Source organism: Bacteroides sp. D1, assembly GCF_000157095.2.
In the GTDB taxonomy this organism is placed as follows: domain Bacteria; phylum Bacteroidota; class Bacteroidia; order Bacteroidales; family Bacteroidaceae; genus Bacteroides; species Bacteroides xylanisolvens.
In genome coordinates this window covers 90583-111653 of sequence record NZ_JH114333.1, presented here as the reverse complement: position 1 = coordinate 111653, position 21071 = coordinate 90583, and the positions used below count along the sequence as shown (strand labels likewise).

28 protein-coding genes and 2 pseudogenes are annotated in these 21071 nt (G+C 48.6%); 12 read left to right on the top strand and 18 right to left on the bottom strand.

Features of this window, described 5'->3' with window-relative positions; genetic code table 11:
* Positions 1-174: 174 nt before the first annotated feature.
* Positions 175-2268, bottom strand: a complete 2094-nt coding sequence (locus BSAG_RS17045) for a BT4734/BF3469 family protein (RefSeq protein ID WP_004315231.1) — start codon at positions 2266-2268, stop codon at positions 175-177.
* A 347-nt stretch (positions 2269-2615) separates the two neighbouring features.
* On the opposite strand from BSAG_RS17045, the gene BSAG_RS17050 reads away from it, so the two are divergent.
* Positions 2616-3266 (top strand): HU family DNA-binding protein, encoded by a 651-nt coding sequence (locus tag BSAG_RS17050; protein WP_004306439.1) that lies wholly within the window; start codon positions 2616-2618, stop codon positions 3264-3266.
* A gap of 213 nt (positions 3267-3479) precedes the next feature.
* Here BSAG_RS17050 and BSAG_RS17055 read toward each other — a convergent pair whose 3' ends face one another.
* The 4 genes and pseudogenes from BSAG_RS17055 to BSAG_RS25160 all read right to left on the bottom strand — a co-directional run bounded on the left by BSAG_RS17055 (position 3480) and on the right by BSAG_RS25160 (position 7708).
* Positions 3480-4559 (bottom strand): linear amide C-N hydrolase, encoded by a 1080-nt coding sequence (locus BSAG_RS17055; protein ID WP_004315232.1) that lies wholly within the window; start codon positions 4557-4559, stop codon positions 3480-3482.
* A 168-nt stretch (positions 4560-4727) separates the two neighbouring features.
* Positions 4728-6440: pseudogene (locus tag BSAG_RS0222760) on the bottom strand (ATP-binding protein).
* 299 nt (positions 6441-6739) lie between these two features.
* Positions 6740-7060 (bottom strand): DMT family transporter, encoded by a 321-nt coding sequence (locus BSAG_RS17060; RefSeq protein ID WP_004306435.1) that lies wholly within the window; start codon positions 7058-7060, stop codon positions 6740-6742.
* A 492-nt stretch (positions 7061-7552) separates the two neighbouring features.
* Positions 7553-7708, bottom strand: a complete 156-nt coding sequence (locus BSAG_RS25160; RefSeq protein WP_004314171.1) for a hypothetical protein — start codon at positions 7706-7708, stop codon at positions 7553-7555.
* Positions 7709-7722: 14 nt separating this feature from the next.
* Here BSAG_RS25160 and BSAG_RS25155 point away from each other — a divergent pair, with 14 nt between their 5' ends.
* The 11 genes from BSAG_RS25155 to BSAG_RS17100 all read left to right on the top strand — a co-directional run bounded on the left by BSAG_RS25155 (position 7723) and on the right by BSAG_RS17100 (position 12169).
* Positions 7723-8133 carry a hypothetical protein gene (locus tag BSAG_RS25155; protein WP_005827299.1) on the top strand — a complete coding sequence of 137 codons (411 nt, stop codon included), beginning with the start codon at positions 7723-7725 and terminating at the stop codon, positions 8131-8133.
* Between the two features lie 62 nt (positions 8134-8195).
* Positions 8196-8531 carry a hypothetical protein gene (locus BSAG_RS17065; RefSeq protein ID WP_004310306.1) on the top strand — a complete coding sequence of 112 codons (336 nt, stop codon included), beginning with the start codon at positions 8196-8198 and terminating at the stop codon, positions 8529-8531.
* A gap of 7 nt (positions 8532-8538) precedes the next feature.
* Positions 8539-8754 (top strand): hypothetical protein, encoded by a 216-nt coding sequence (locus BSAG_RS0222750; RefSeq protein WP_005827303.1) that lies wholly within the window; start codon positions 8539-8541, stop codon positions 8752-8754.
* A gap of 11 nt (positions 8755-8765) precedes the next feature.
* Positions 8766-8987, top strand: a complete 222-nt coding sequence (locus tag BSAG_RS17070; RefSeq protein WP_005643956.1) for a hypothetical protein — start codon at positions 8766-8768, stop codon at positions 8985-8987.
* A 23-nt stretch (positions 8988-9010) separates the two neighbouring features.
* On the top strand, positions 9011-9430 hold the full coding sequence (locus BSAG_RS17075) for a PcfK-like family protein (RefSeq protein WP_004310304.1): 420 nt from the start codon (positions 9011-9013) through the stop codon (positions 9428-9430).
* Entirely contained in the window at positions 9427-10692 is a 1266-nt protein-coding gene (locus BSAG_RS17080) for a PcfJ domain-containing protein (RefSeq protein WP_004310303.1), read from the top strand. Before BSAG_RS17075 ends, BSAG_RS17080 begins: the two co-directional genes overlap by 4 nt.
* A 24-nt stretch (positions 10693-10716) precedes the next feature.
* Positions 10717-10974: a hypothetical protein gene (locus BSAG_RS17085; RefSeq protein WP_005827305.1), complete on the top strand. Its 258-nt coding sequence runs from the start codon at positions 10717-10719 to the stop codon at positions 10972-10974.
* Positions 10975-11005: 31 nt separating this feature from the next.
* Complete coding sequence (locus BSAG_RS0222745) at positions 11006-11224, top strand: DUF3873 domain-containing protein (RefSeq protein WP_008770680.1); 219 nt, start codon at positions 11006-11008, stop codon at positions 11222-11224.
* Positions 11164-11469, top strand: coding sequence for a DUF6956 domain-containing protein (locus BSAG_RS17090; RefSeq protein WP_004310302.1), 306 nt, complete (start codon positions 11164-11166; stop codon positions 11467-11469). The genes BSAG_RS0222745 and BSAG_RS17090 overlap by 61 nt, the downstream gene beginning before the upstream one ends.
* A gap of 53 nt (positions 11470-11522) precedes the next feature.
* Positions 11523-11831, top strand: a complete 309-nt coding sequence (locus BSAG_RS17095) for a hypothetical protein (protein WP_004310301.1) — start codon at positions 11523-11525, stop codon at positions 11829-11831.
* A 116-nt stretch (positions 11832-11947) separates the two neighbouring features.
* Positions 11948-12169 (top strand): hypothetical protein, encoded by a 222-nt coding sequence (locus BSAG_RS17100; RefSeq protein ID WP_004310300.1) that lies wholly within the window; start codon positions 11948-11950, stop codon positions 12167-12169.
* 62 nt (positions 12170-12231) lie between these two features.
* On the opposite strand, the gene BSAG_RS17105 is transcribed toward BSAG_RS17100, so the two are convergent.
* The 13 genes and pseudogenes from BSAG_RS17105 to BSAG_RS26155 all read right to left on the bottom strand — a co-directional run.
* A complete protein-coding gene (locus BSAG_RS17105; RefSeq protein ID WP_005827312.1) occupies positions 12232-12759 on the bottom strand; it encodes a glycoside hydrolase family protein in 528 nt (175 codons plus the stop codon).
* A complete protein-coding gene (locus tag BSAG_RS17110) occupies positions 12756-13262 on the bottom strand; it encodes a DUF3872 domain-containing protein (RefSeq protein ID WP_005827314.1) in 507 nt (168 codons plus the stop codon). The genes BSAG_RS17105 and BSAG_RS17110 overlap by 4 nt, the downstream gene beginning before the upstream one ends.
* The gene (locus BSAG_RS17115; RefSeq protein WP_004310298.1) at positions 13262-14161 is read right to left on the bottom strand and encodes a toprim domain-containing protein; all 900 of its coding nucleotides are present in this window, start codon (positions 14159-14161) and stop codon (positions 13262-13264) included. Before BSAG_RS17115 ends, BSAG_RS17110 begins: the two co-directional genes overlap by 1 nt.
* 8 nt (positions 14162-14169) lie before the next feature.
* Positions 14170-14745, bottom strand: coding sequence for a conjugal transfer protein TraO (locus tag BSAG_RS17120; RefSeq protein WP_005827316.1), 576 nt, complete (start codon positions 14743-14745; stop codon positions 14170-14172).
* Positions 14746-14747: 2 nt separating this feature from the next.
* Complete coding sequence (traN, locus tag BSAG_RS17125) at positions 14748-15734, bottom strand: conjugative transposon protein TraN (protein ID WP_005827318.1); 987 nt, start codon at positions 15732-15734, stop codon at positions 14748-14750.
* 69 nt (positions 15735-15803) lie between these two features.
* Positions 15804-17159, bottom strand: a complete 1356-nt coding sequence (gene traM / locus BSAG_RS17130; protein WP_008770679.1) for a conjugative transposon protein TraM — start codon at positions 17157-17159, stop codon at positions 15804-15806.
* Positions 17140-17448, bottom strand: coding sequence for a TraL conjugative transposon family protein (locus tag BSAG_RS17135; protein WP_004308924.1), 309 nt, complete (start codon positions 17446-17448; stop codon positions 17140-17142). Before BSAG_RS17135 ends, traM begins: the two co-directional genes overlap by 20 nt.
* A 6-nt stretch (positions 17449-17454) precedes the next feature.
* The gene (gene traK, locus BSAG_RS17140; protein WP_004308925.1) at positions 17455-18078 is read right to left on the bottom strand and encodes a conjugative transposon protein TraK; all 624 of its coding nucleotides are present in this window, start codon (positions 18076-18078) and stop codon (positions 17455-17457) included.
* Between the two features lie 31 nt (positions 18079-18109).
* Positions 18110-19114, bottom strand: coding sequence for a conjugative transposon protein TraJ (gene traJ, locus BSAG_RS17145; protein ID WP_004308926.1), 1005 nt, complete (start codon positions 19112-19114; stop codon positions 18110-18112).
* Positions 19115-19117: 3 nt separating this feature from the next.
* Positions 19118-19747, bottom strand: coding sequence for a DUF4141 domain-containing protein (locus BSAG_RS17150; protein WP_004308927.1), 630 nt, complete (start codon positions 19745-19747; stop codon positions 19118-19120).
* A gap of 30 nt (positions 19748-19777) precedes the next feature.
* Positions 19778-20161: a DUF3876 domain-containing protein gene (locus BSAG_RS17155; protein WP_004308928.1), complete on the bottom strand. Its 384-nt coding sequence runs from the start codon at positions 20159-20161 to the stop codon at positions 19778-19780.
* 37 nt (positions 20162-20198) lie between these two features.
* Positions 20199-20786: pseudogene (locus BSAG_RS0222740) on the bottom strand (TraG family conjugative transposon ATPase); the annotation flags it as partial.
* A gap of 107 nt (positions 20787-20893) precedes the next feature.
* Positions 20894-21071 (bottom strand): hypothetical protein (locus BSAG_RS26155; RefSeq protein WP_008997393.1); only part of this gene is annotated, 178 nt, incomplete at its 5' end.

The window sequence follows — 21071 nt, the reverse complement described above, 5'->3', positions numbered from 1 at the left end:
TTATTTTTTATACATGATTTACTCTCACACCCTCACACTTTCCCTGCATCCCCCTATTCATCATCCTTTCAGTGATGAGGGTAAGAGTGAGGGTAGGTGAGGGTAACTTTTTGCCCTCACCCTGTCTCGTCCTGATTGGGTTGACAAAGCCCCCTTTCACACCACCTTTATCAATTACTTCACTTTCATCAAATGATAAAGCGTCCCTTTACGAGACTTACGACAAGGAATATTCAGTTTTTGAAGTGCACGCCCAAACTGTCCTACCTTATTAATAGCCAGTTTATCCCGTGTTTTCGTCTGTAAATAACTCAAAATCTGCATGGCAGTCAGCCATTCGCCTTCCATTTCCTCTTCTACGGGATTAAGATAGCAGTGGAACAGCTGTTCCAGCGGACTCGCCTGTTCAAACTCACGGTTAGTCTGTTTTAATATGTTTTCATCCTCATCATTCAGCCAATAACGTTCACCTTTATAAATAGCCTCCATCGCTTGAGCATAAAGCTGCTTGTAATTAATCGTAACATTCGTATTAATAGGAGCCGTCACCTCAATGCAAATAAAACGGCGGCTACCGCTAGGATCGGTAAGCAAATCTTTCTGATTGCTGGTACCGATAAAAGAAGCATAACGCCTCATTTCCCGAATCGTATTACCGTATGGTTTGCGCAGATTCGCCACAGGCTTCTGCAACAAATGCTTCAAGAACCCCTGCTGACTGACATTAATCTGATCGAACTCATCAATATTTATCAGAAAAAAACGTCCCAAATAGCGTTCCGCCTCCTGTTTACTTTTAAAATCAATACTGTCCGTATAGCCGAAACGCAACTCCGGCGGCAGAATAATGCGACAGAATGTAGACTTACGATACCCCTGCGAACCAACCAGCAAAGGCGAAGTATTATTACCATGTTGCCGATCAACTCCCCTCCAATGCGCCACCATACTAAGAAACCAGCGGTAAAATAATTCCTGCCAATGCGGATTATCACAAGGCACCAGACCAGCCAATGCACGGATACGATCCTTCCCGTCCCAGCGACCTGTCTCATAAAGATATTCCTCCACAGGATTATACAAAGGAACACATTCCGAATTCAGAAAACGATCCACATCACGGTCCCACGCACTGATGCCTTCCTTCAAAGCATTGATCGCAATACTGTTGCGCACCCGTTTATCCACCGGCTTAAAGCAAAAGTGAACAGAATCGCGCTGCCGATATTCCAAATCGTCCTGCACCGTATTGTAACGGAATTCATACCGACGTTTCATAAACTCTTCCAACAGAAAAGCCGTCTCCTGCTCTTTACTGATACTGCTTTTCTTGCCGAATCCCTTACATTCCTGATAAAGATTATGCAATATCGAACGGATCACCTGCTCTTCTTCTTCGCGATAATAATGAATCATCGTCTGCCGTATCGCTTCCTCTTCGGGAAGCCCCGCTTTGAAACAATGCTCGGCAAGGCGAACCAATAAAGGCTGCAAGTCGTCCCCACGTTTCCAATCCTCCATTTCCTGAAGTGCCCTGTTCAAGGCCGCTTCATAAATCTTCGTGAATGTTTGCGCCGACTCATATCCCGGCTGCAACCGCAATAACGGATTTTTCTCTCCCAGTTTCCGCTGACGGAAAGTCTCTTCTCCCGGCATCATAAGCGGTTGTTCCAAGCAGAACGGCACCGCATCCGGATTATAATAAGGAGATTCGTCCAGCGTCATACGGCATCTCTGTGCCAAAACCGGTTCTTTCAAGTCAATATCGAAAGGCAACATCGGCTGATAACATTTCACAGCCAGCCAATAAGCATGAACATGAAATAATTCCGCCTCCGCTTCCTTGGTCGGCAATCCTCCGTCATCCGGCAAAGCGAAGCGCACCCATATCTTCACACTACGCCCGCTCGAACCACCAAAAGTAGCAAAAGTCTGTGGCAAAAGCGCCGCTTGTCGCTTCACAAATTCCACTTCCGAGCCGCTCGCCAGCCTACTCACTTCCAACTGTACCAATCCGTTATACTGCTTCATCTTCCGTTCGCCCTCTTTGGTACGGGTATATTCCACAGCAGAATAGATGTATGGCAATTTATCAATATGTTCGTATCGGGCATGCGTACCTTCCAGCAATGGTATGATTCCCCGCAAAGCCGTGATATGCCCCGCCTTTGTTTCCGTTTTCATTTTGTCGAATAATGTGCCTGCCTCACAAACGCTAAGAGTCTCTTTTCCGCTCCCGTTGTCTTGTCTGATTAAAGTAATTTTCATCCTATTTTTGTCTATTTTTTCTACAATTACATCTACCTATTTAATTCCTGTAAAGATACGCTTTTATCTTCCGGTAAACAAGCATTTTATCCGATAAATACCTGCATATTATTTGCATTTGCCTTATTATTTATGTATCTTTGCTTAGTAGTTGTCAAGGGCTCACCCGTGTGAACAAACAGGCTATCAATTGTAAATAAAAACGTCTACAGACGTAAACAGCCTTATTCACATGGGTGAGCCCTTGCAAATCATTAGAGTTTAACAAAAGAAACATTAAGCATTAATGTATTACTATCTAAGAGAATACATAACAAGAAGAGTTCATTTAAAACAAATATAGAGCTATGGCAATATTATTCGATTGGTATGAAGACCCGAAGCCTTCAAACAAACAGCAGGGAGAAAACGGAAACACCCTGCATCCGCGCATCAAATACAACGGTTCCACAGGGACCGACGTACTGCGCCGACGTATTCAAGAACGTTGTTCACTGACAGAAACAGACGTCACAGCCGTACTTGATGCGCTTTCACACATCATGGGACAGGAATTGGCGGAAGGACGCCAAGTTCATCTGGACGGCATCGGTTATTTCCATCCCTGCCTGACGACCACGGAACCTGTAACGGTAGACACAAAACGGAAAGTGACCAAAGTGAAGCTAAAGGCCATTCAGTTTCGTGCCGACCAGACATTGAAAAACGAATTCGGCGTTCTTAAAGTGAAAAACCTCAAAGGTGGACTGGATTTCACCCAACTGACGAACGAGGAAATTGACCTGCAACTGACTAAGTACTTCCGTACTCATCCATTTATGCGGAGACACGACTTCCAATATCTTTGCGGAATGGCAAGAAGTACAGCCATGCGACATATCCGACGTCTGCGCGACGAGGGTAAATTGAAAAATATGGGTGGAGCCATGCAGCCGATTTATGTGCCGGGAAGTGGATATTATGGTAATAATAAAGAAGTTAGTGTAAAAACGGAATAAGATTGGTCAACTCAAATCAGGACGAGACAGAGTGAGAGTAAAAAGTTACCCTCACCTACTCTCACCTTTACCCTCACGCCTGTAACCCCGATGAATAAATGGATTGAGCACAAAGGGTGAGGGTGTGAGGGTAAAACGTCACCAACATTTATTTGAGAGCATTCTTAATGCGAGCAACTATTATACAAGAGCACCTCCATACCGTTCCATATTTTACCGGGGAATCTTAACCATTTCAACCGGCTGCTCCTGTATCTTATCCAACGGTTGTGATTGATATTTTACCTTTGAGAAATCAATAGCTTTTAAGTCAATGCAACGTATCGAATTGTTATAAGCTGTTTTATAATAAACCTTCCGGTTCGTGAGGTCGATAGCTGAGGTCCATTGCGTAGCACTGGGAATATCCGGAATATCACCCTGTGAATGTTCTATACCAATAGGAATATCAAAATTATTAAGCAAGTGGAAACATTGCTGCACGGTATCAAAGCCTGTGGCACGTTGCGGAGCTGTCCCCCGGTAAAAGGCCGCACGCACAAACCGCGAAGGAGGCGTGGCATCACCCGGAATGCCGAGAAAACCGGAGTTGCCACCAGTAGGTTGCAACGTAATACCGCTCAATTTTTGCACGGAAGCGTCACCCGGATGAAGATTGACGTAATTGTTCAAATTTGTAAGTTGCCATTCAAAACCGGGGGCATTCGTCAATACTCCTACTTCATTCTCATAAAAATGCGGCACACCACCTACAATTTCCAACACAACCTGACGCCCCGACGGTTCACCGATACGCCAATGTACTACCGCTGTCTTTTCCAATCCTACAACACGTACAGAAGAAAGGGCTGCCTTCACCTCGTCGATAGTGGAAAACTGCGACAACAGCCACTCCGTCACTTGAAGGTCTGCCAGTGTCCGCTGGTTCTGTGCAGCATCATACGTTTCATATCCCCCATAATGAGGAAAGAAAAATAGTCCGGCCGAAAGTCCGGCCTCATTGATTCCTTCGGCAATAAATTCTTTTTGTACAACAGCCAGACCAACCACTCCATATTTTGCCGTAAACGTTAGTCCATTGACACCTGTAGGAGTGAATGACGTGAGCTGTTGACCACGTGGAATAATCACATACTCGCTTTGCAACACACCGCGCGCCCATTCAATCGTACGGGCTTGCACATAACTGCCGTCACGGGATGTCAGCGAGATTCCCGTACAAGCTACAGCCTGAAAAGTGCTGCCACATACGGCAACAACCCCTAACAATAAGTTCTTTGTCATCTTCATCATTATTTATATATTTATTTGCTAAAAACTCAATACTGTATAAAGACAACAAAATATGGGTTATTTTAGTTTGCAGATATATCTCTCAAGAAAACTATTGTTTTTTGTTCGTCCCGTACTTTGCGGAACAATATACGTAGTTTGCTTCAATATGCAATCTCTTTTTTTTGGTTAAGCACCGGGAACATACGGATGAGTGAACCAGAAGCACGACCCTTCCCCCTCACGGGATTCGACTCCAATCTTTCCGCCCATCCTTTTGACCAGGCTTTGACAGATGGATAATCCCAATCCGGCACCTTGTACAAATGAGTCCAATTTTACAAAACGATTAAAAATTTCATGTTTTTGTTCGTCGGGAATCCCTTTGCCCGTATCCGTTACACAAAAACGTACCTGACTCTCATCTTCCAATAAATAGGAAAGTGTGATTGAGCCTTTAGTGGTAAACTTCAAGGCATTAGTCAGAAAATTAGAGAGTACTTGCACGATTCGGTTTTTATCAGCATCAATCACAATCTGCGGTGAATTTTCATCAAACCGCAGTTCGACCGCACTGTCACGTTTTTTATGTGAGAAGGTAGCAATCACTTCCCGGCAAAGTTGTGGTACATCCACTCGTCCCATAACAAGATCTATCATACCGGCTTCGATTTTGGAAATGTCCAGAATGTCGGAAATAAGGTTGAGCAACAGCTCATTGTTCTCCTGCACTAAAGACATATATACATGACGTAGCTCCGCCTCATCGGTTTCGGCAAGCAGACTGGAAAAACCGACGATGGCATTCAAAGGAGTACGTATCTCATGGCTCATATTGGCAAGGAATGCTGATTTGAGCCTGTCCGATTCTTCCGCTTTTTCTTTAGCTTGAATCAGCTCCAGTTCCACCTGTTTGCGGGTGGTGATATCGGTAGCCAGTTCCATGATTGCCCAACGTCCGTCGAGCCATTTTATTGCCATGCTCTGGATGGTATACCAACGTTTGGTGACCGGATTGTAGTCTTCCCAAAAATGAACGCCTGTAAACTTACGGTTGGCATCGAGCAACTTCGGCTTCGGGCAGTGTTTACACCCATTTTCCAGACCTGCATTCAACATTCTCCAACATTCCGCATTTTCCGGAACTTCTCCTGCTTCTTCCCTGAAAGGCTTATTGGCAAAAATCACTTTCAACGTATCGTAATCACTCACAAAAATATTGGCATTGATATTGTCCAATACCTTTTGCATGGTTCGCTGCGACTGTTGCAGCGATGTTTCAACTTGCCAGCGTTTAGTAGCAGTAGATACAATTTGCGATATCTGGCTCATCAGTTCCACATCTTTTTCATCCCATTGTTTGTTCCAGCAAAAGTTGAACGAAAGAAAGCCGAAATGTACTCCCAATTGTGACAGGGGAAAAACAGCAATGGCTTTTACGCCTTGCACTTCGAGCATTTGAGTAATAAAGGGATCAAGCGAATAAATATCGGACGTACAAATGATATGGTTTTCTTCCAGCATGTCGAACCAGGGTTTTCCCGCTTCAATGGTCATACTCCGCAAGTAATCGATAGCGGGTTCTATACCGTCGTTGCACCATTCGTTGGTGCAGCCATACGTAACTCCGTCGAGGTGGTTTTCCCATGTCGCCAAACGGTCGACACCAGTATAACGGCCAATTTCGGCCAGTGCCATATTCATAGCAGTAGGTATATCCGGTTCCAATTACAAAATTTGCAGTACCTTGATAAATAATGCCTGCCGTCGGTTGGTTGCTTCGAGATTCTCCTGAATAGCGATCAAGTCTTTAGATTTCTCTTCAACCATCTGTTCGAGGCTGGTACGGTACTGTTCCAGTTCCATACCGCCCCCTTGAGGTTCAGAATCAGTGGATTTCATGTTTAATAGATAACAGTAAATAGAATTTTAGTTTAGTTTCGAATCCGGACGAGATGCGTCCCACATTCTGCAAATATATACATTTATTTTAGAAACCAAACTTTTTCCCATCAAAACGACTTCTTATAAATGCCTAATAATCGCAGAATTACGAAAGCATATATTACATAATCGACCTCGTCAATTCCAAACTTCCCCAATATTATACCGGATGGAATCTTTTCAACAATATATGACTTACACTGAAAAAGTCCTTATCACACTTTTCTATCTATTAAAACTAAATCCTATTCGTCTGGTTATATCAGTTTCAACCCTACGATTGAAATAATCAGAGTCGTCATAAAAAACAAACGACCCAAAGTTGCCGGTTCATGAAAGAACAGGATACCGATCAATACAGTCCCCACCGCTCCTATCCCCGTCCAAACAGGATATGCAGTGCCGATAGGCAATGTTTGCGCAGCCTTTGCCAGTAGGAACATGCTTAAGGTTACAGAGATTACAAATCCCGCTCCCCACAAATAAAAATCGGTGCCTGTCGCTCCTTTAATCTTGCCTAGACAAAAGGTAAAACCAACCTCAAACAGTCCGGCAATAATCAATATAATCCAATTCATATCATTCTATTTTAATATTAGACTGCAAAATTAACAAGATGCCCGGAGCTTTCACTTTACATTTGATAAGAAACGACGGTGTAAGAGTATCATCAAATCTCTTTTCCTAATATAACTTTTTGTATTTTTGCAGAATGAAGTTACGAAAAGAGTGTAATTTATTGGAAATGAGCATTGGGTAATCGCTCATAATAGTAATAGGTTACGAATTAGTTAGTTATCTACTGCATTATTCTTCTGTGCGTTGCGTAACCTTCAAAGAACTCTTCGTATGCAAAAGTAACAATAAAACGGGAGATTTAGAAATGAATCTCCTGATTTTTTCTTCTCACACAAGTTTTTCCGTAAAAGCGATTTTATCCGTCAGCACACCATCGCCCAAAAAGATTTTGAACGAACGTGTGCCGACTGCCGCATAAGCGGAGAAAAGGGCTTTGCCTCACGCCTAAACAATAGTTTAGACTGATGAGACAAGGCCCCTTTCTTTTGTGCTTATGCCAAAGAGGTGCTTTTACGGGGTTTTGACGATTTTTCTTTTTTCGTTGTCCTTTTGAGCCGGAAGCGGAAAGCCGTGTATGACCGCACATTCCATAAATGGAACAAGCCGTCACTCACGGCAGACAAACCGGGAAGAATGATTTTATCCATCCGACCAAACACGTTTGGCCAAACAGATAAAAACATACTTCCTTGCCGATGGTTTGCCCGGTTTCACGCTACCGGCTATGTTCTTTTCTGTTGGGGATGTCTTTTTCACGGATTTCTCTTTTGAAGTTTTCCTGTCTAATCTGCCTCTACTTCCGTTTACCTCCATTTTCGCGCCTTTCAGTGAGCCGCATCAGGCAGTCATTTTCGTGCTGGGTGCAAAGGTAACTCCGGGATTGTACGGGAAAGCAAGGTCAAGCCTCCTGTTTTCTGGAAAAATCTCCAGCCCTTCGGGTAGTATTTTCCCGAAAAACCTTGCATTCCCTAATCCCTACCTTTTTAAGCACCCGAAACGAAAACGACCGATGCGACAGAAAGACGCATTAAAAAAAATGTCGGATAAACGAGAGGCAGATAAGATAGTTTGAAACTCAACTCCCTCAGCTCTTGAATCCGCATTAAAAAACAAAAAATCAAAAACAAAACGGATATGAGAACGGCAATAGCAACAAAATTCGTGGCATGGGAAGTACCAAGTTTGGAGAACCTGCAAGGCAGCAAGGTGTACGGACTTCGCACCAAACTGAACAATGGTGAGAAATTGAGCCGAGAGGAAAAGGATTGGCTTACACGCAATGTGAACAGCAACACCTATTTCAAGAGCGCAGTACCCTTGCAAGGTTGGATGTTTGACTTTTCCGACATTCTCCGAACCTACATTGTAAAGCAGTATGGACATTGGGCGGAATACAAGGCTACCGACAAGACCGCACTCCGCAGTTTCCTATACGGCAGGATAGACAGCATCGTGGAACTTAACAAATGATACGGCTATGACAGCAACGGTAAATTTCAGACAAATGGCGCAATACATAGGGCTTGCGATATGCACCCTAATCATGCGCACCGCCTTTTGGGTGTCCGGCATCCTTTGGTACATCGTCAGAGAGATAATAAACGGAGTGTTCCGAGTGGCAATAGGGTTAATCGTGGCTATTCTTTCCGTTATCCTGTTCTTCGGCTTCATTCTTTGGTTATTCACCCTTTAATCCCTACCGACATGGCAAAGAGAAGAAGCAAGACAGTGGAGCAACAATGCAGATACTACGAGGTGGGCAACATCTTCGAGTACATGGTGGAAACATACCTCAACGGCAATATGTCCGTGTTCCGTGGACTCTACCACGAACTGAACAAGAACGCACGGAAGGACTTTATAGACTTCCTATTGAGCGAGGTTGAGCCGATTTATTGGAGGGAGATTTTGAAACATACTATTTGACAACTCATAAAAACGACAGCGATATGAAAGGAACAGACCATTTCAAGAGAACGATACAGATGTATTTGGAACAACGTGCGGAGGAAGACACGCTCTTTGCGAAGAACTACCGCAATCCAGCCAAGAACATTGACGATTGCGTAACCTACATTCTGAACTATGTGCAGAAAAGCGGTTGTAACGGCTTCACGGACGGAGAGATATACGGACAAGCAGTACACTACTATGACGAGAACGAGATTGAGGTGGGCAAGCCTATCCAATGCCAAGTGGCGGTGAACCACATTGTGGAACTCACGGCAGAGGAAAAAGCAGAAGCACGTCAGCAGGCAGTCCGCAGATACCAAGACGAGGAACTCCGCAAGTTGCAGAACCGCACCAAGCCGACAAAGGCGAAAACAGAAACCCAAGTTCAACCCTCATTATTTGATTTTGGCTTATGAAACCGAGAAACAAATTTGAAAAAGCAGTTCTTGCCCAAAGCAAGAAACTACGCCCGATAACCCCGATACAGATAAATTGGGCATTCCGTAATTGCGTGGAGCATTATGCACACCGCTTGCCGAAAGGTCGTACCACTTGTATGGATTGCGGTCATAGTTGGGTAATGACGGAGCAGACCGAGCATTGTACGTGTCCCGAATGTGGAGCAAGTTTGAAAGTCTGCCTCACCTATCAGCGCAAGGTAAGACAAAAGCAGTATTTCACAACCCTTACCACAAGCGGAGAATACCAAGTGCTACGAATGTTCTTGCTTGTCGTGGGTATGGAGAAAGGGGTTAATGCCAAGTCCTATGCCCTTGAAATCGGGCAGTATTGGTGGAATGAACAAGGGCGTAAGGCTGTTGTTGCCATTCCACGCACATTGGGATGCTACATCGACACGTTCTCATTCGCTTCTCCTTTTGCTATCCGCAATGACAATGAAGCGTACCGCCATATCTCATATTCCCCGATATATCCAAGATATAAGGTGTTGCCGACGCTCCGCAGAAACGGCTTTAACGGCAATTTCCACGACATTGTACCCACCAAACTAATACCGGCATTATTGTCGGACAGCCGTGCGGAAACGCTGTTGAAGGCAGGGCAATATCCCATGTTGCGCTACTATCTGTACCACTCTTTCAATATTGGAGAGTATTGGGCTTCAATCAAGATATGTATCCGCAACGGCTATACTATTGAGGACGGCTCAATGTGGCGTGACACCATAGACCTCCTGCGTCATTTCGGCAAGGACACAAACAGCCCGAAATACGTTTGCCCTGCCGACCTCAAAGTTGAACACGACAAGTTGGTGGCAAAGCGCAACCTGCAAAGGAAACATGAGCGGACTGAACAGCAACGCAGGAAAGCGATTGAGGACGAGAAACAATATCTGAAAGCTAAGGGCATATTCTTCGGACTTGCCTTTACCGACAGCCTTATTTGCGTCAAAGTCATAGAGAGCGTGGAAGAAATGGCAGAGGAAGGAAGGACGATGCACCATTGTGTGGGCGGTTACCACAAACGAAAAGACTCCCTTATCCTATCCGCCACCATTGACGGAAAACGAATTGAAACGATAGAGGTGTCACTAAAAACTTTTGAGGTGGTGCAGTGTCGTGGCGTATGCAACGAGAACTCCGAATACCACGACCGCATCATCGCCCTTGTGAACAAGAACGCCAACCTTATCCGCCAGCGGATGAAAGCGGCATAATATCGACATCTAACAACTAACATTATGGAAGTAAGATTTGAAAGCATGGTTTTCCTATGGGATGATAAAATCCCCACGATGTTCCTTGAATTTATGAACCTCCTCACTCTTTGTCAGAGTGAGGAGCAATTAAGGGCTAGCGTCAAGGACTTTGCCGAGAAACACGAACTTGACAAGTTCTTCCTTTACGGCTTCGGCTCTCATCATTTCTACCTGCACCAACGCTACACGAGCGACCCCGAAATGGTGATGCAACACAGAGTGCTGTCTGTACATTTCTAATCATCTAAATAACAACGACTATGGCAACAAAATGACAATTAACGGAGTAAGCACCTGCCAATCGGCAGGAACGGAGAACTACGAGAAATTCCAAACGGGTATCGACAGACGCAAACGCACCCTTGTGCAATACGACTACCGCCACACGGACGGGGAACTTTTCTCTTGTGTCAAACCCACATTAGACGAATGTCGAGCCGCACGGGACAAGTGGCTAACGGCAAAGGAAAGGAAGGAGGAGAAGCGATGAACGAAGCAGGCTACCAAACGCTGATAGTCAAATTCAGCGAACCCATTACGGCATTGGACGGCATCTTTGACGATGCCGAAGCGTGGGGAGTTGATACCCTAAAGGGGTGGATAGACAGCTATGAAAGCAGCCGTTTCACTGCCATTGACAGCCATACGGCAGTCATCACGAGCGAGTATAGCATGGAATGTCTGAAAGAGTGGCTGGAAAAATGCACACCCATAACCGAGAAAACAGAATTTTGAACATTGGGGCGGTGTCCGCACCGCCCGAACCATAAACCTAAAAGACAACGGATATGATAGCAAAGACAATTTTAGAGCAGATTGGCGGCAGACGCTTTGCCGCCATGACGGGAAGCAAAGACTTCACAGACATGGGCAACGGCTTGCGCATGAGCCTTGCGAGGAACAAGACCAGTGCCAACCGCCTTGACATCATCTATGACGGAGGGGCAGACCTATACAATATGCGTTTCTACCGCAAGACGTTCAGCAAAAAGACATTCGAGAGCAGGACGAAGGACATTGAAACGCACGAGGGGATATATTGCGATATGCTGGAGGAAATGTTCACGATGGTAACGGGACTTTACACCCGCTTTTGAGGGGTGGGCGGCAAAAGCCGCCTACTTTCTTTCATGAGCATGATGGCGGATAAGAAAGTAGGCAAAGAAACCTTTGTACCAATCTACGATAGTATTCACAAAAACAAGTTTTAATCATGGAAACAATCAGACAGAACGGAAAAACCATCTTGTACAGCAACGACGGCATAAGCATAAAGATGGTTTTCAAGAACCTTACGGGCAGGAATTTTCAAGGTCAGGAATATACAGACTATATCCGGCATATCGCAATCGGCAGCATGGGATTTTCACCCGGTATCATAGAGCATTGCAGGGACGGTGAGGTTGCAGGCAAAGGGACAATCCCGAATGTATGAAAACTGAAACTCCGATGAAGTTGGCGGCTTCATCGGAGTTTCTTTCGTCAGACACTTATTCTTTATGGTACATACAGCAGCGCAAACTCAGCCTTCCTTCGTTTGAGCAGCATGGCGTGGCGTTTCCCCTTATAGTTACAGAAAGCGATATACTCCCGGTAGATGTTCCTGTCACCCGCCTCCAGCTTTCGGATTAGCGTGCTTTTGGGTATCTTCCCACTCCCCAAAAGACGGTACGGACCGACATTGTAGGCGAGCGTGGCAAGCAGAAGCGAATCCTTCCCGAACTGCTGGAACATCGCGCAGAACTTCCGCAGGTCTTTTCGCAGAAGCGCGTCCGCCTGCCGCTTCGTCATGGTGCGTGCCGAATACCTTTCCCCCGGCTGCAACCGATGTCCATATCCTACATACGGGTGATGTTTTTCCGAATGCCAGCCCTCAAAATACTTCGTGCATCGCACCGCCCTCTCAAATGGTGGCAGCCGGTAGATAGCCGCCTGCCCGTCCGTTCCCTCATGGCGTCTGTTCCGTGCGGACACGGAACAGACCGCCAGAAGCGAACAGAGGATAGCCATGAATACACGCATCATCGTGTAAGGGGCTTGAAGTTCCCGATGGGGACAACAGTGATAACCCCGTCATCCTTCACGTTTCGGTTGTTGAAGTCAAATTCCAACTCATAGGAGTTGCCGAAATTGTCCTCCACTACCACGATGAAGTTGTGCGCCTCGTCACCTTGCGCCGTGTAGTACAGCCGGAACTTCTCGTTTTCGAGCAGGTAGCGGTCATTGGGCAGGAAAGTGATGCCGTTGTCCATTTTCAGTGTGCCCTCACCCTCGAACTGGAAATACCGGATGGTATAGAGGGTATTGGCGAAATCGCCCGTTTTCTTCAGCTCACAGCGGATTTCCACCGTCTGCCCCTTTGTGACCTTGTTCGGCACGGGCATGGTTTCCACCGTGAAGGGATAGGATTGCTGGATGTCCATATCGTCGTCGCACGATACGAATGTGAATGACACTGCGGCGAACAGGCAGAGTGCCAACGCCTTGAAGATTGATGTTCTCTTGTTCTTGTTGTTCAGTATGTTCATTATTCTTTGATTTTTAGATTGTTGTTCTTTTGTTGTTTTCTTGATACTTGTTGCAGGTACTCGTTCAAGTCCTTGCAGCCTTGATAGATGCCGGAACGGTCTGTCACCTTTCCTCCGTAGCGTGTCCGCAGGGCTTCCATTGCCCTGCGTCCGGCTTCGTCTCGGTCGAGGTAACAGTCGATGCGCTCGTACCCGTCCAGATGTTTCAAAGCCTTTTCCACGTTGGCGACGGAGTTCAGCACAAGGCAGTCACCCGTTGCCAAACCGAGCGTGACGGCGGACAGGAAGTCCATAAAGCCCTCGAACACGCTGCACACGTCCGCCGGGATGTCCCCCGCCTTGACCAGCGACACGTCCTTTGGTGGTACGCAACCCTTGAAACGGCGGCTTCGGGTTTCATAGCCGCCCGACACGTTCGGAAAGCCGACGGCAAAGTACCGCTTACCACGCACGCCGTAGTTCAGGCGGCAGCAGTGGCGGGATGCAACGGCATAAGGGATGCCTCTTTCCTTCAAATACTCCGTCAGCGGAGAGCGGAGCAGCGGGACGGCTTCCACTCCCTCAAAGGCAGGTTCGGACGGTTCCGGCAGGTACAACGGCTTTTCTGCTGCGGCAAGCGGCATACGGGCGGTTTCCGCTATGAATCTCGCCTGCGCCATGAAATCCCCGCTTCGGGTAAACTCCCCGACAAGCGTGAAGATGTCGCCGCCCTTGCCCAAGCCGAAGTCGTACCAGAGCTGTTTCGCCACGTTCACACGGAAGGAGGGCGTGCGTTCACTGCGGTATGGCGCACGATACCACAGCTCGTTTCCGCTCCTTCGGACAGGCTCATGTCCCAGCCGTGCGAGAAAGTCCGCAATGGGTATCTGCCTCATATTCTCAATGTCCGTCCGTTCCATGCGACGTGTCAGTTGATGATTATCTTGACGCCCGCCCCGAACTGCGTATGGAACTTCCGTGTGTCGCCACCCCACAGCAGGCGCTCCCGGAGGTTGGCGAGCAGGGCGATACGGTCAGCCACGTAAAACTCCACATCGAGCGTCAGCGCACCGCCGTAGATGAAGGCGTCCCGGTCATGGAGCGTGGAGCCGTCATGCAGCACTTTCTCGCCCCAATTCACCGACTCATATCCGGCGAGAGCCGAAGCCCCCGCATAGACGAACACTATTTTACGGGCGTCGGAGAGTATCTTGAAATAATAACCGCCCTCCGCCGTGAACTGCGCCACAGGTATGGCGGTATCCTTGTACGGGTTGTTCTTCAAGAGGTATTCGCCACCGAACACCCACTTGTTACCGTTCTTCGTGTAGGTGGAGAGAGCCGCCCCGAAACTGTAACCGCCATTGTTGCCACTTAAACGCATACCGTCCACAAGGTTAGCTCTCAATTCGATGCCCTGCATCTTCGGCAGGCACCGCTGGGCGTGCGCCTGCCCCGTGAAGAGGGCAAGCGACGCGATGATGATTGCGATGTGCTTTCTCATGGTCAGCGCACTTGAAGTTCGTTGATGGTACCCGCACGTACCAAGTCCTCGTTCTCAATCACGAAGGACTGATGACGGCCTCCGTTCTTCTCGTTCAGCTCCACCACGAGGCACTTGCCGTCGGGGATGGTGAACTTCGCCATCGTGAATACCGTGCGCTCGCTCTTTCTGCCCGGCACACAGGTGGCATAGTTCTGCGCACGGAGCGGCAGGATGATCTGCTCCTGCACGGCGGTACGCTTCGCCACCTTCTTGTCCACGATTTTCCACGTGATATAGTCCACATCGAAAGGCACGTTGCTTTGGTTCCTGATTTCCGTGTGGAAATAGAGAAGTCCGTTGTGCGTGTAGATGCCTTTCAGAAGGTACTGGATGCCGAAACGCTTGCAGCCGATGTGTTTCACCTCACGCTTGTTCTGCTTGTAAATGGACTTCATGATAAGGCGCACCAGCATGGGACTTTCGCTACCCAGCTCTTTCAGATAGATTTCCTGCGCGTTGTTCGGACGGTTCACCGCCTCGCCGTCATGGATGAAGTCGCACATCTCCACGTTGAGCAGCAGCGGTTCGGCGGCGTACTTCACGTTGAAGGTGTAGAAACTCCCGTCCTCCGTTATCACGGACATATTGGTTTCGTTCGGGAAGTTCCTCACGGTCGCTTTCACGCGGATGACGTTCTCCGCTCCGTCGGCTTTACCCGCAATCAGGTCGGGCGAGCCTAAATCGACGTAGCGCACCTCCGAGGGGAAAATGACGTGGACGGTCTTGTCGTAGGTCACTTCCAAGCCGTGCGGGGGAACCATGCGGTCGAAGGTCAGCTTCTTTGTCAGCCCGTGATACAGATCGCCGTCCGCCTCCTTCTGCGGATAGACCTCCTTTGTCAAGGTCGGTTGTTCACTTCCGTTGTCCGTTACAACGGTTACGTTCTCCTGCGCGTTGGCAGTTACGATGCCCATAGCGAGGGCAAACATGATGATTACTTTTTTCATTCTACTTTGGATTTTAGTGGTAAATAAAAATTTGGTTGTTGTTTTTTTAGTCGTTGATTGTTATTGTTTTCAATCTCTGTCCTGATATAGCATGACCTTGTATCCGGATTTCAGATGCACCTTGACGGTACGCATCTTCTTGGCGATATACTGGCTCGTGCCTTGTATCAGCCCCTTGCCCAAGTCGGAGGCGAGCTGCGCCCCTGTGTTGGTGGAGATATTAATGCTGCTGCCCAGCGAGCCGCCCATGTTGGCGGCAACCTCCCTGACGGCGTTCATCTCCATCGAGTTTGGAATGAAGATGCCGGGCTGTCCGTCCGTGTCATACACCGCCAGTTCTACCGGTATAATCGTACCTGCGTACTCCAGCGAAGTAATTTCAATATCGAGTCGTTCGCCCTGAATCTTTGCCGTGCCTACCACCACTGCATTGCGGGGTATGATTTTGTCCGCCACTGCCATCGGCTCCAGCAGCCGTAATCTTACCGCCTGCCCGTCAGTCACACTCTGCGCCCCATAGACACACGCCGATATGGTGTTCCTGTCCGATACAGTCGTGACACCCACCGCCGTATTGAAACTGCGGTTGCGCTCCTGCGAGAAGGAGGCGACAAACTCAGCGTTGCTCATCGGCTGTGAGAGCGAAGATACCACCTGATGCGTTACCTGCCTGACAGGTGCAGCCGTGTTCTTTCCGGCTTTCTGCACATGGTAAGGTTCTGCCGCCTGTCCGACAGGTGGCTGTGTACCGTTCTGACCGCCCATGTACTTCGCCGCCAGCTCGTAGGACTTTTCCATGAGTGCCACTTGATCATCCATAGAGGATGCCTTGCCTTTCTCGGTTTCCAGTTCCGATTCCAGCGAGGCGATACGCTCCAACAGTTCGTCCATTTCCGCGTTGTCGTTCTTCGGCTGCTCATAGAAGTTGCCGAGCGTGGTATTGAGGTCGCGGTAGGCAGCTGCGGAGGATTGGATGGTTTTCGGAGCGGATGATTTTGCTGTTGCATCTTCCGCATTTCCGGGATTAGCAAGGTCGAAGTCCCTGCCGCCGTCCGTTTCCGCCACCTCGCGGTCGAACATATCGCCCAGTTCCTGCATGGCGCGGCTGCGGTTCTCCTGCCGTTCCTCCATTGCTCCCTGTTCGTAGGCTTTCGCCTTGTCGCCGATGATCTGGCGGTTCGCCTTGTCAGCGTCGGGCATTTCGATGTTGTAACCACCCGTTCCCGGTTGCTGCTCCTTGTCGGAAGACGGGGCGAATATCAGCCACATAGCACCGATGAATACCAGCACTATAGCGGGCAGCACTATCATTTTCTGACGTTTCAGCCTTTGGGCTTCGGTCAGCGGCTTGCGCTCCTTCTTCGGTTTCCCGTTGTCGGGAGCCGCCTTGTTCTCGTTTTTAGGTTCATTCTTCGTCTGTTCCATATAAATAAGGTATTACATTATGATTGTTGTCCGGCTTTATGGACAGTTCCACCTGTCCGGCATGGTCTGTTACCATCCGGCTGCCGTCATTCCTGCCGATTTCATAGACGGCTTTGCCGAAGGTGTAGAGGGCAAGCACCGCAAAGGCGGCGAGCATCGCCAGCACGATGCGCCTGCGTGTCTTCGGGGGCAAACCGTCCAGATAGCCTTTGAGCCTTGCCACCAGCATTTTCTTTTTGTCGTGGAGCTTCCAGTACGCACGCCAAAATGATTTTTTGATTTTCTTCATGTCCGTTTACCTTTTGATGGTTTGTAAATCCTTGTTCTCGATGATGGTGAATCCCTCGATGGTGAAACCGTTGGGATTGTCGTCCGAACGGGACGAGTTCAAGAGGCGGCACGTAGTCACGAGGCTGCGCTCGGTGACGTTGCTCTGCCGGATGATCTTCTGCGTGGCGTAGGTCACGGCACGGTAGGGATAGCCGTTGAAATCGCACACCACGCTGTCCACCTTCAACACCTGATTGATGTTCCCGGCGATGATGCGGTTGTAGTACCCCTTCTCGGCAAAGTCCGAATAGTAGTTGTACACGCTTTTGTCCGCTAATAGCAGGGCGCGTTTCACGTTATGCTCTATCGCGCTCTTTTCGGGTGAGAGCGTGAAGAACAGCTCGTGGAAACGGCGCACGTGTTCCCTCGCTTCTGCCGGACGGTTCTGCGACAAGTCTTGCGAGAGAGCCAGCATCAGCGACTTGCCGTTGTCCAGCACGTAAATCTTTTCCCGTTGCCGCTCCGCGAAGCGGTAGGAACTCCACACGCTCCATACCGTTATTACGGCACACAACGAGAGGAAGACGATACCGAACAGGCGTATCTGCCTGAACGATGATTCGATGTTTTTAAGTGACTTAAATTCCATTGTTGTTTATTCGTTTTTAATTGTCAGTTGATTATTTCAGCAGCTTCCCGACACGTCCGACCACGTTTCCTGCGGCTGCGCCCGCCACGCTGCCCGCCATACTTCCGGCTCGTCCTGCCGTCTGGTTCACGTTGCGACCGTAGCTTCCCATGCCTCCGGCTTGGATAATCCAGCCTGCTACCGTGGGGATGGTGAAGTAACCAATGATGCCGATTATCATGAAGACGATGTACACCCCGTCGCTCGAATCCAGCGAGAAGTTCGGGTCAGCCTGCATCCGTTCGATGTCGCTTTGCAGCATCAGCACTTGTATCTTCGCCAGTATGGTGCTGAACATATCCGACACGGGCAGCCACAGATAGACCTGTATGTAGCGGCATATCCACTGTGTAAGCGTGCTTTGGAAGCCGTCCCACACCGATATGGCGAAGGCTATCGGACCGAGTATCGCCAGCACCACGAGGAAGAACGTGCGGATGGTGTCTATCACGAGGGCGGCGGCTTGGAACATCAGTTCCAGTATCTCGCGGAAGAAGTCGCGGATGCCCTTCTTCATGTTGTACATCCCGCGCTCGATGTACATCCCCGCCATCGTCACCATGTCGCCGGGCGACCAGCCCAGTTCTTCCAGTTGTTTGTCAAACTCCTCATTTGACACGAGGTAGGCGGTTTCGGGATTGCGCATCATCGCTTCGTACTCCAGTTTGTCCTTCTGCTCACGGTATCGGTTCATGTCCAGCGTTTCCGCCTCCAGCATCTTTGCCGTACCCTGCACGACGGGCGACATGATGCTGTTTATCGTACCCAGTACCACCGTCGGAAAGAACATGATGCACAGACCGATAGCGAACGGGCGGAGCATAGGGAACACGTCTATCGGTTCGGCTCTCGCCAGCGACTGCCATACCCGGTAGGCCACATAAAAGAGTGCGCCCAGCCCGGCGATGCCTTTCGCCACGCCCGCCATGTCCCCGCATAGCGGCATCATCTGTTCGTAGAGCGAGCGCAGAATTTGGTGAAGGTTGTCGAAATTCATAGGCTACCAATATCTTTCGTTCATGTTCCCGTACAGCCCCATGATGCGGTCAAGGTCGTTTTTCTTCTTCGCACGCAGGTAACTCACGCTAATGTTCTTGTTGGTGTAGTAGCTCACGAGGTTGCGGTAACGCTTCATTTTGGAGTAGCAGCGTTCCACCACGTCCATGCGCTCCTTGTCCGTCATGGAGAGCGTGGTGATATTCACCACATTCTTCAGTTCCGTCAGCACATCGTTGGATTCCTCCAATAACTTGGTGTAGCCAAAGGCGATGGCTCCCAGTTCCTCCACCGTGAAGTTGTCGTCACGCATCATCTTCTGGAAACTGGTCACATAGGTGTCGGTGATGTCACCCACCATCAGGATGGTCTGCTGCACCTTCCGGGCATCCTTTACCAGATTGTTCACGGATTTGAGTGCGTCGTAATACTTCTTGCCCTGTTCGTAAATCTTCACGGTCTCTTGAAAATTTTTTATCATATTCTGGGCGGTCGTGGAAGTGTGTACCACGTTCTTCGAGGTGTTCACGATGCTCTGCGCGATGTTGGACGGGTCTATCACCGCCCACTGTGCGCTTGCCCTGCCGACTGCAAACAGGCACAGGCAGATAATAAGTGTTATTCTTGTTCTCATGTTACTTTGGATTTTAGTGGATTTCATTATTTATTGCTCGCCTATCGGATGGTCCGGTTTCGGGTTCACACGCACGTAGTCCCCGTTCGGCGAGAAGGTCAGGATGTCCGTCGCCTCGTTGTAGGACACGTCGATGCGGAATCCGGTGTTCATGAACAGATTGCCGTTCTCCTCCTGCAAGAGATAGGTTTCCGGCTTCAGCTTGCGGCGGATGCCGCTCCGCTTGAATACCGTCACCTTATAGGCTTCGCCCTCCTTGTAGATAAGCACGTCGGGCTTGCCCTCCACACTCTCCCAGTTCCCGCAAAGCAGGTCGCGTCGGTTGTCCGTTATGTCGCAGGATTGCAGCACCATGACCGCCAGCCCGATTAAACACTTGCTGACTTGCAGCATTTTCGTTCTTGATATACTCATACGCATTTTCTTTTTTAGTTGATGAATCTGTTTCTATTTATTCCTTTTTTCTCCGCCTTTCGGCAAGCTGCCGGATGACGGCTTCAATGTCGCCGCCCAACTGTTCCGCCAGACGGTAAACCTCTACTTTTTCCGTTTCTTCGGTGGTGTACGCCAGATACTCTTCAGCACTAACTTCGGTGGCATAGACTGCCGACTGCGTGCCGCCCAGTCCTATCCACACTTCCTTGTAGAGCCTTGACGGGTTGTTCGCCATGTTGATGGAGAGTATCTGCGACTTCTCTTTCTCCGTCAGACCCAACAGGGACTGTATGGCATCAAACTTGTTCATGTACTTCCGCTGGTCAAGGAGTATCTTGCAGTCGGAGTTGTTGATGATGCTCTCCTTGACGACGGGCGAGGAAATGATGTCGTCCACCTCCTGCGTCACCACGATTGCCTCCCCGTAATACTTGCGCACGGTCTTGTACATATAGCGCAGGTACTCAGCCATGTTCGCCGAAGATAGAGCCTTCCAAGCCTCTTCCACTATCAACTGTTTCCTTACGCCTTTCAATCGGCGCATCTTGTTGATGAAGGCTTCCATGATGATGATGGTCACCACAGGGAAAAGCTCGCGATTTTGTAGGCTAAGCACCCAACGCCTTTCCATATTACTATGGTAGGTTTTCAAATGCTCGCCCCCGAACCGGACGTACACATTTCGGCGTATCCGGCTCTCCATTAATTCTATCAGTCTTTCCATCCACCGTCAACTTTTTTATGACAACTTCGGCAAAGTGCTATTGTCTTGCGTTTTCGTGCAATCATGTGGCGTTCCCAATCTTCTTTTTCTTGTAGATTTTTGAGTTTGCGTACATGGTGCATGTCAAGTTTGACGTTCTCTTTTCCACATAATTCACAACGTTTT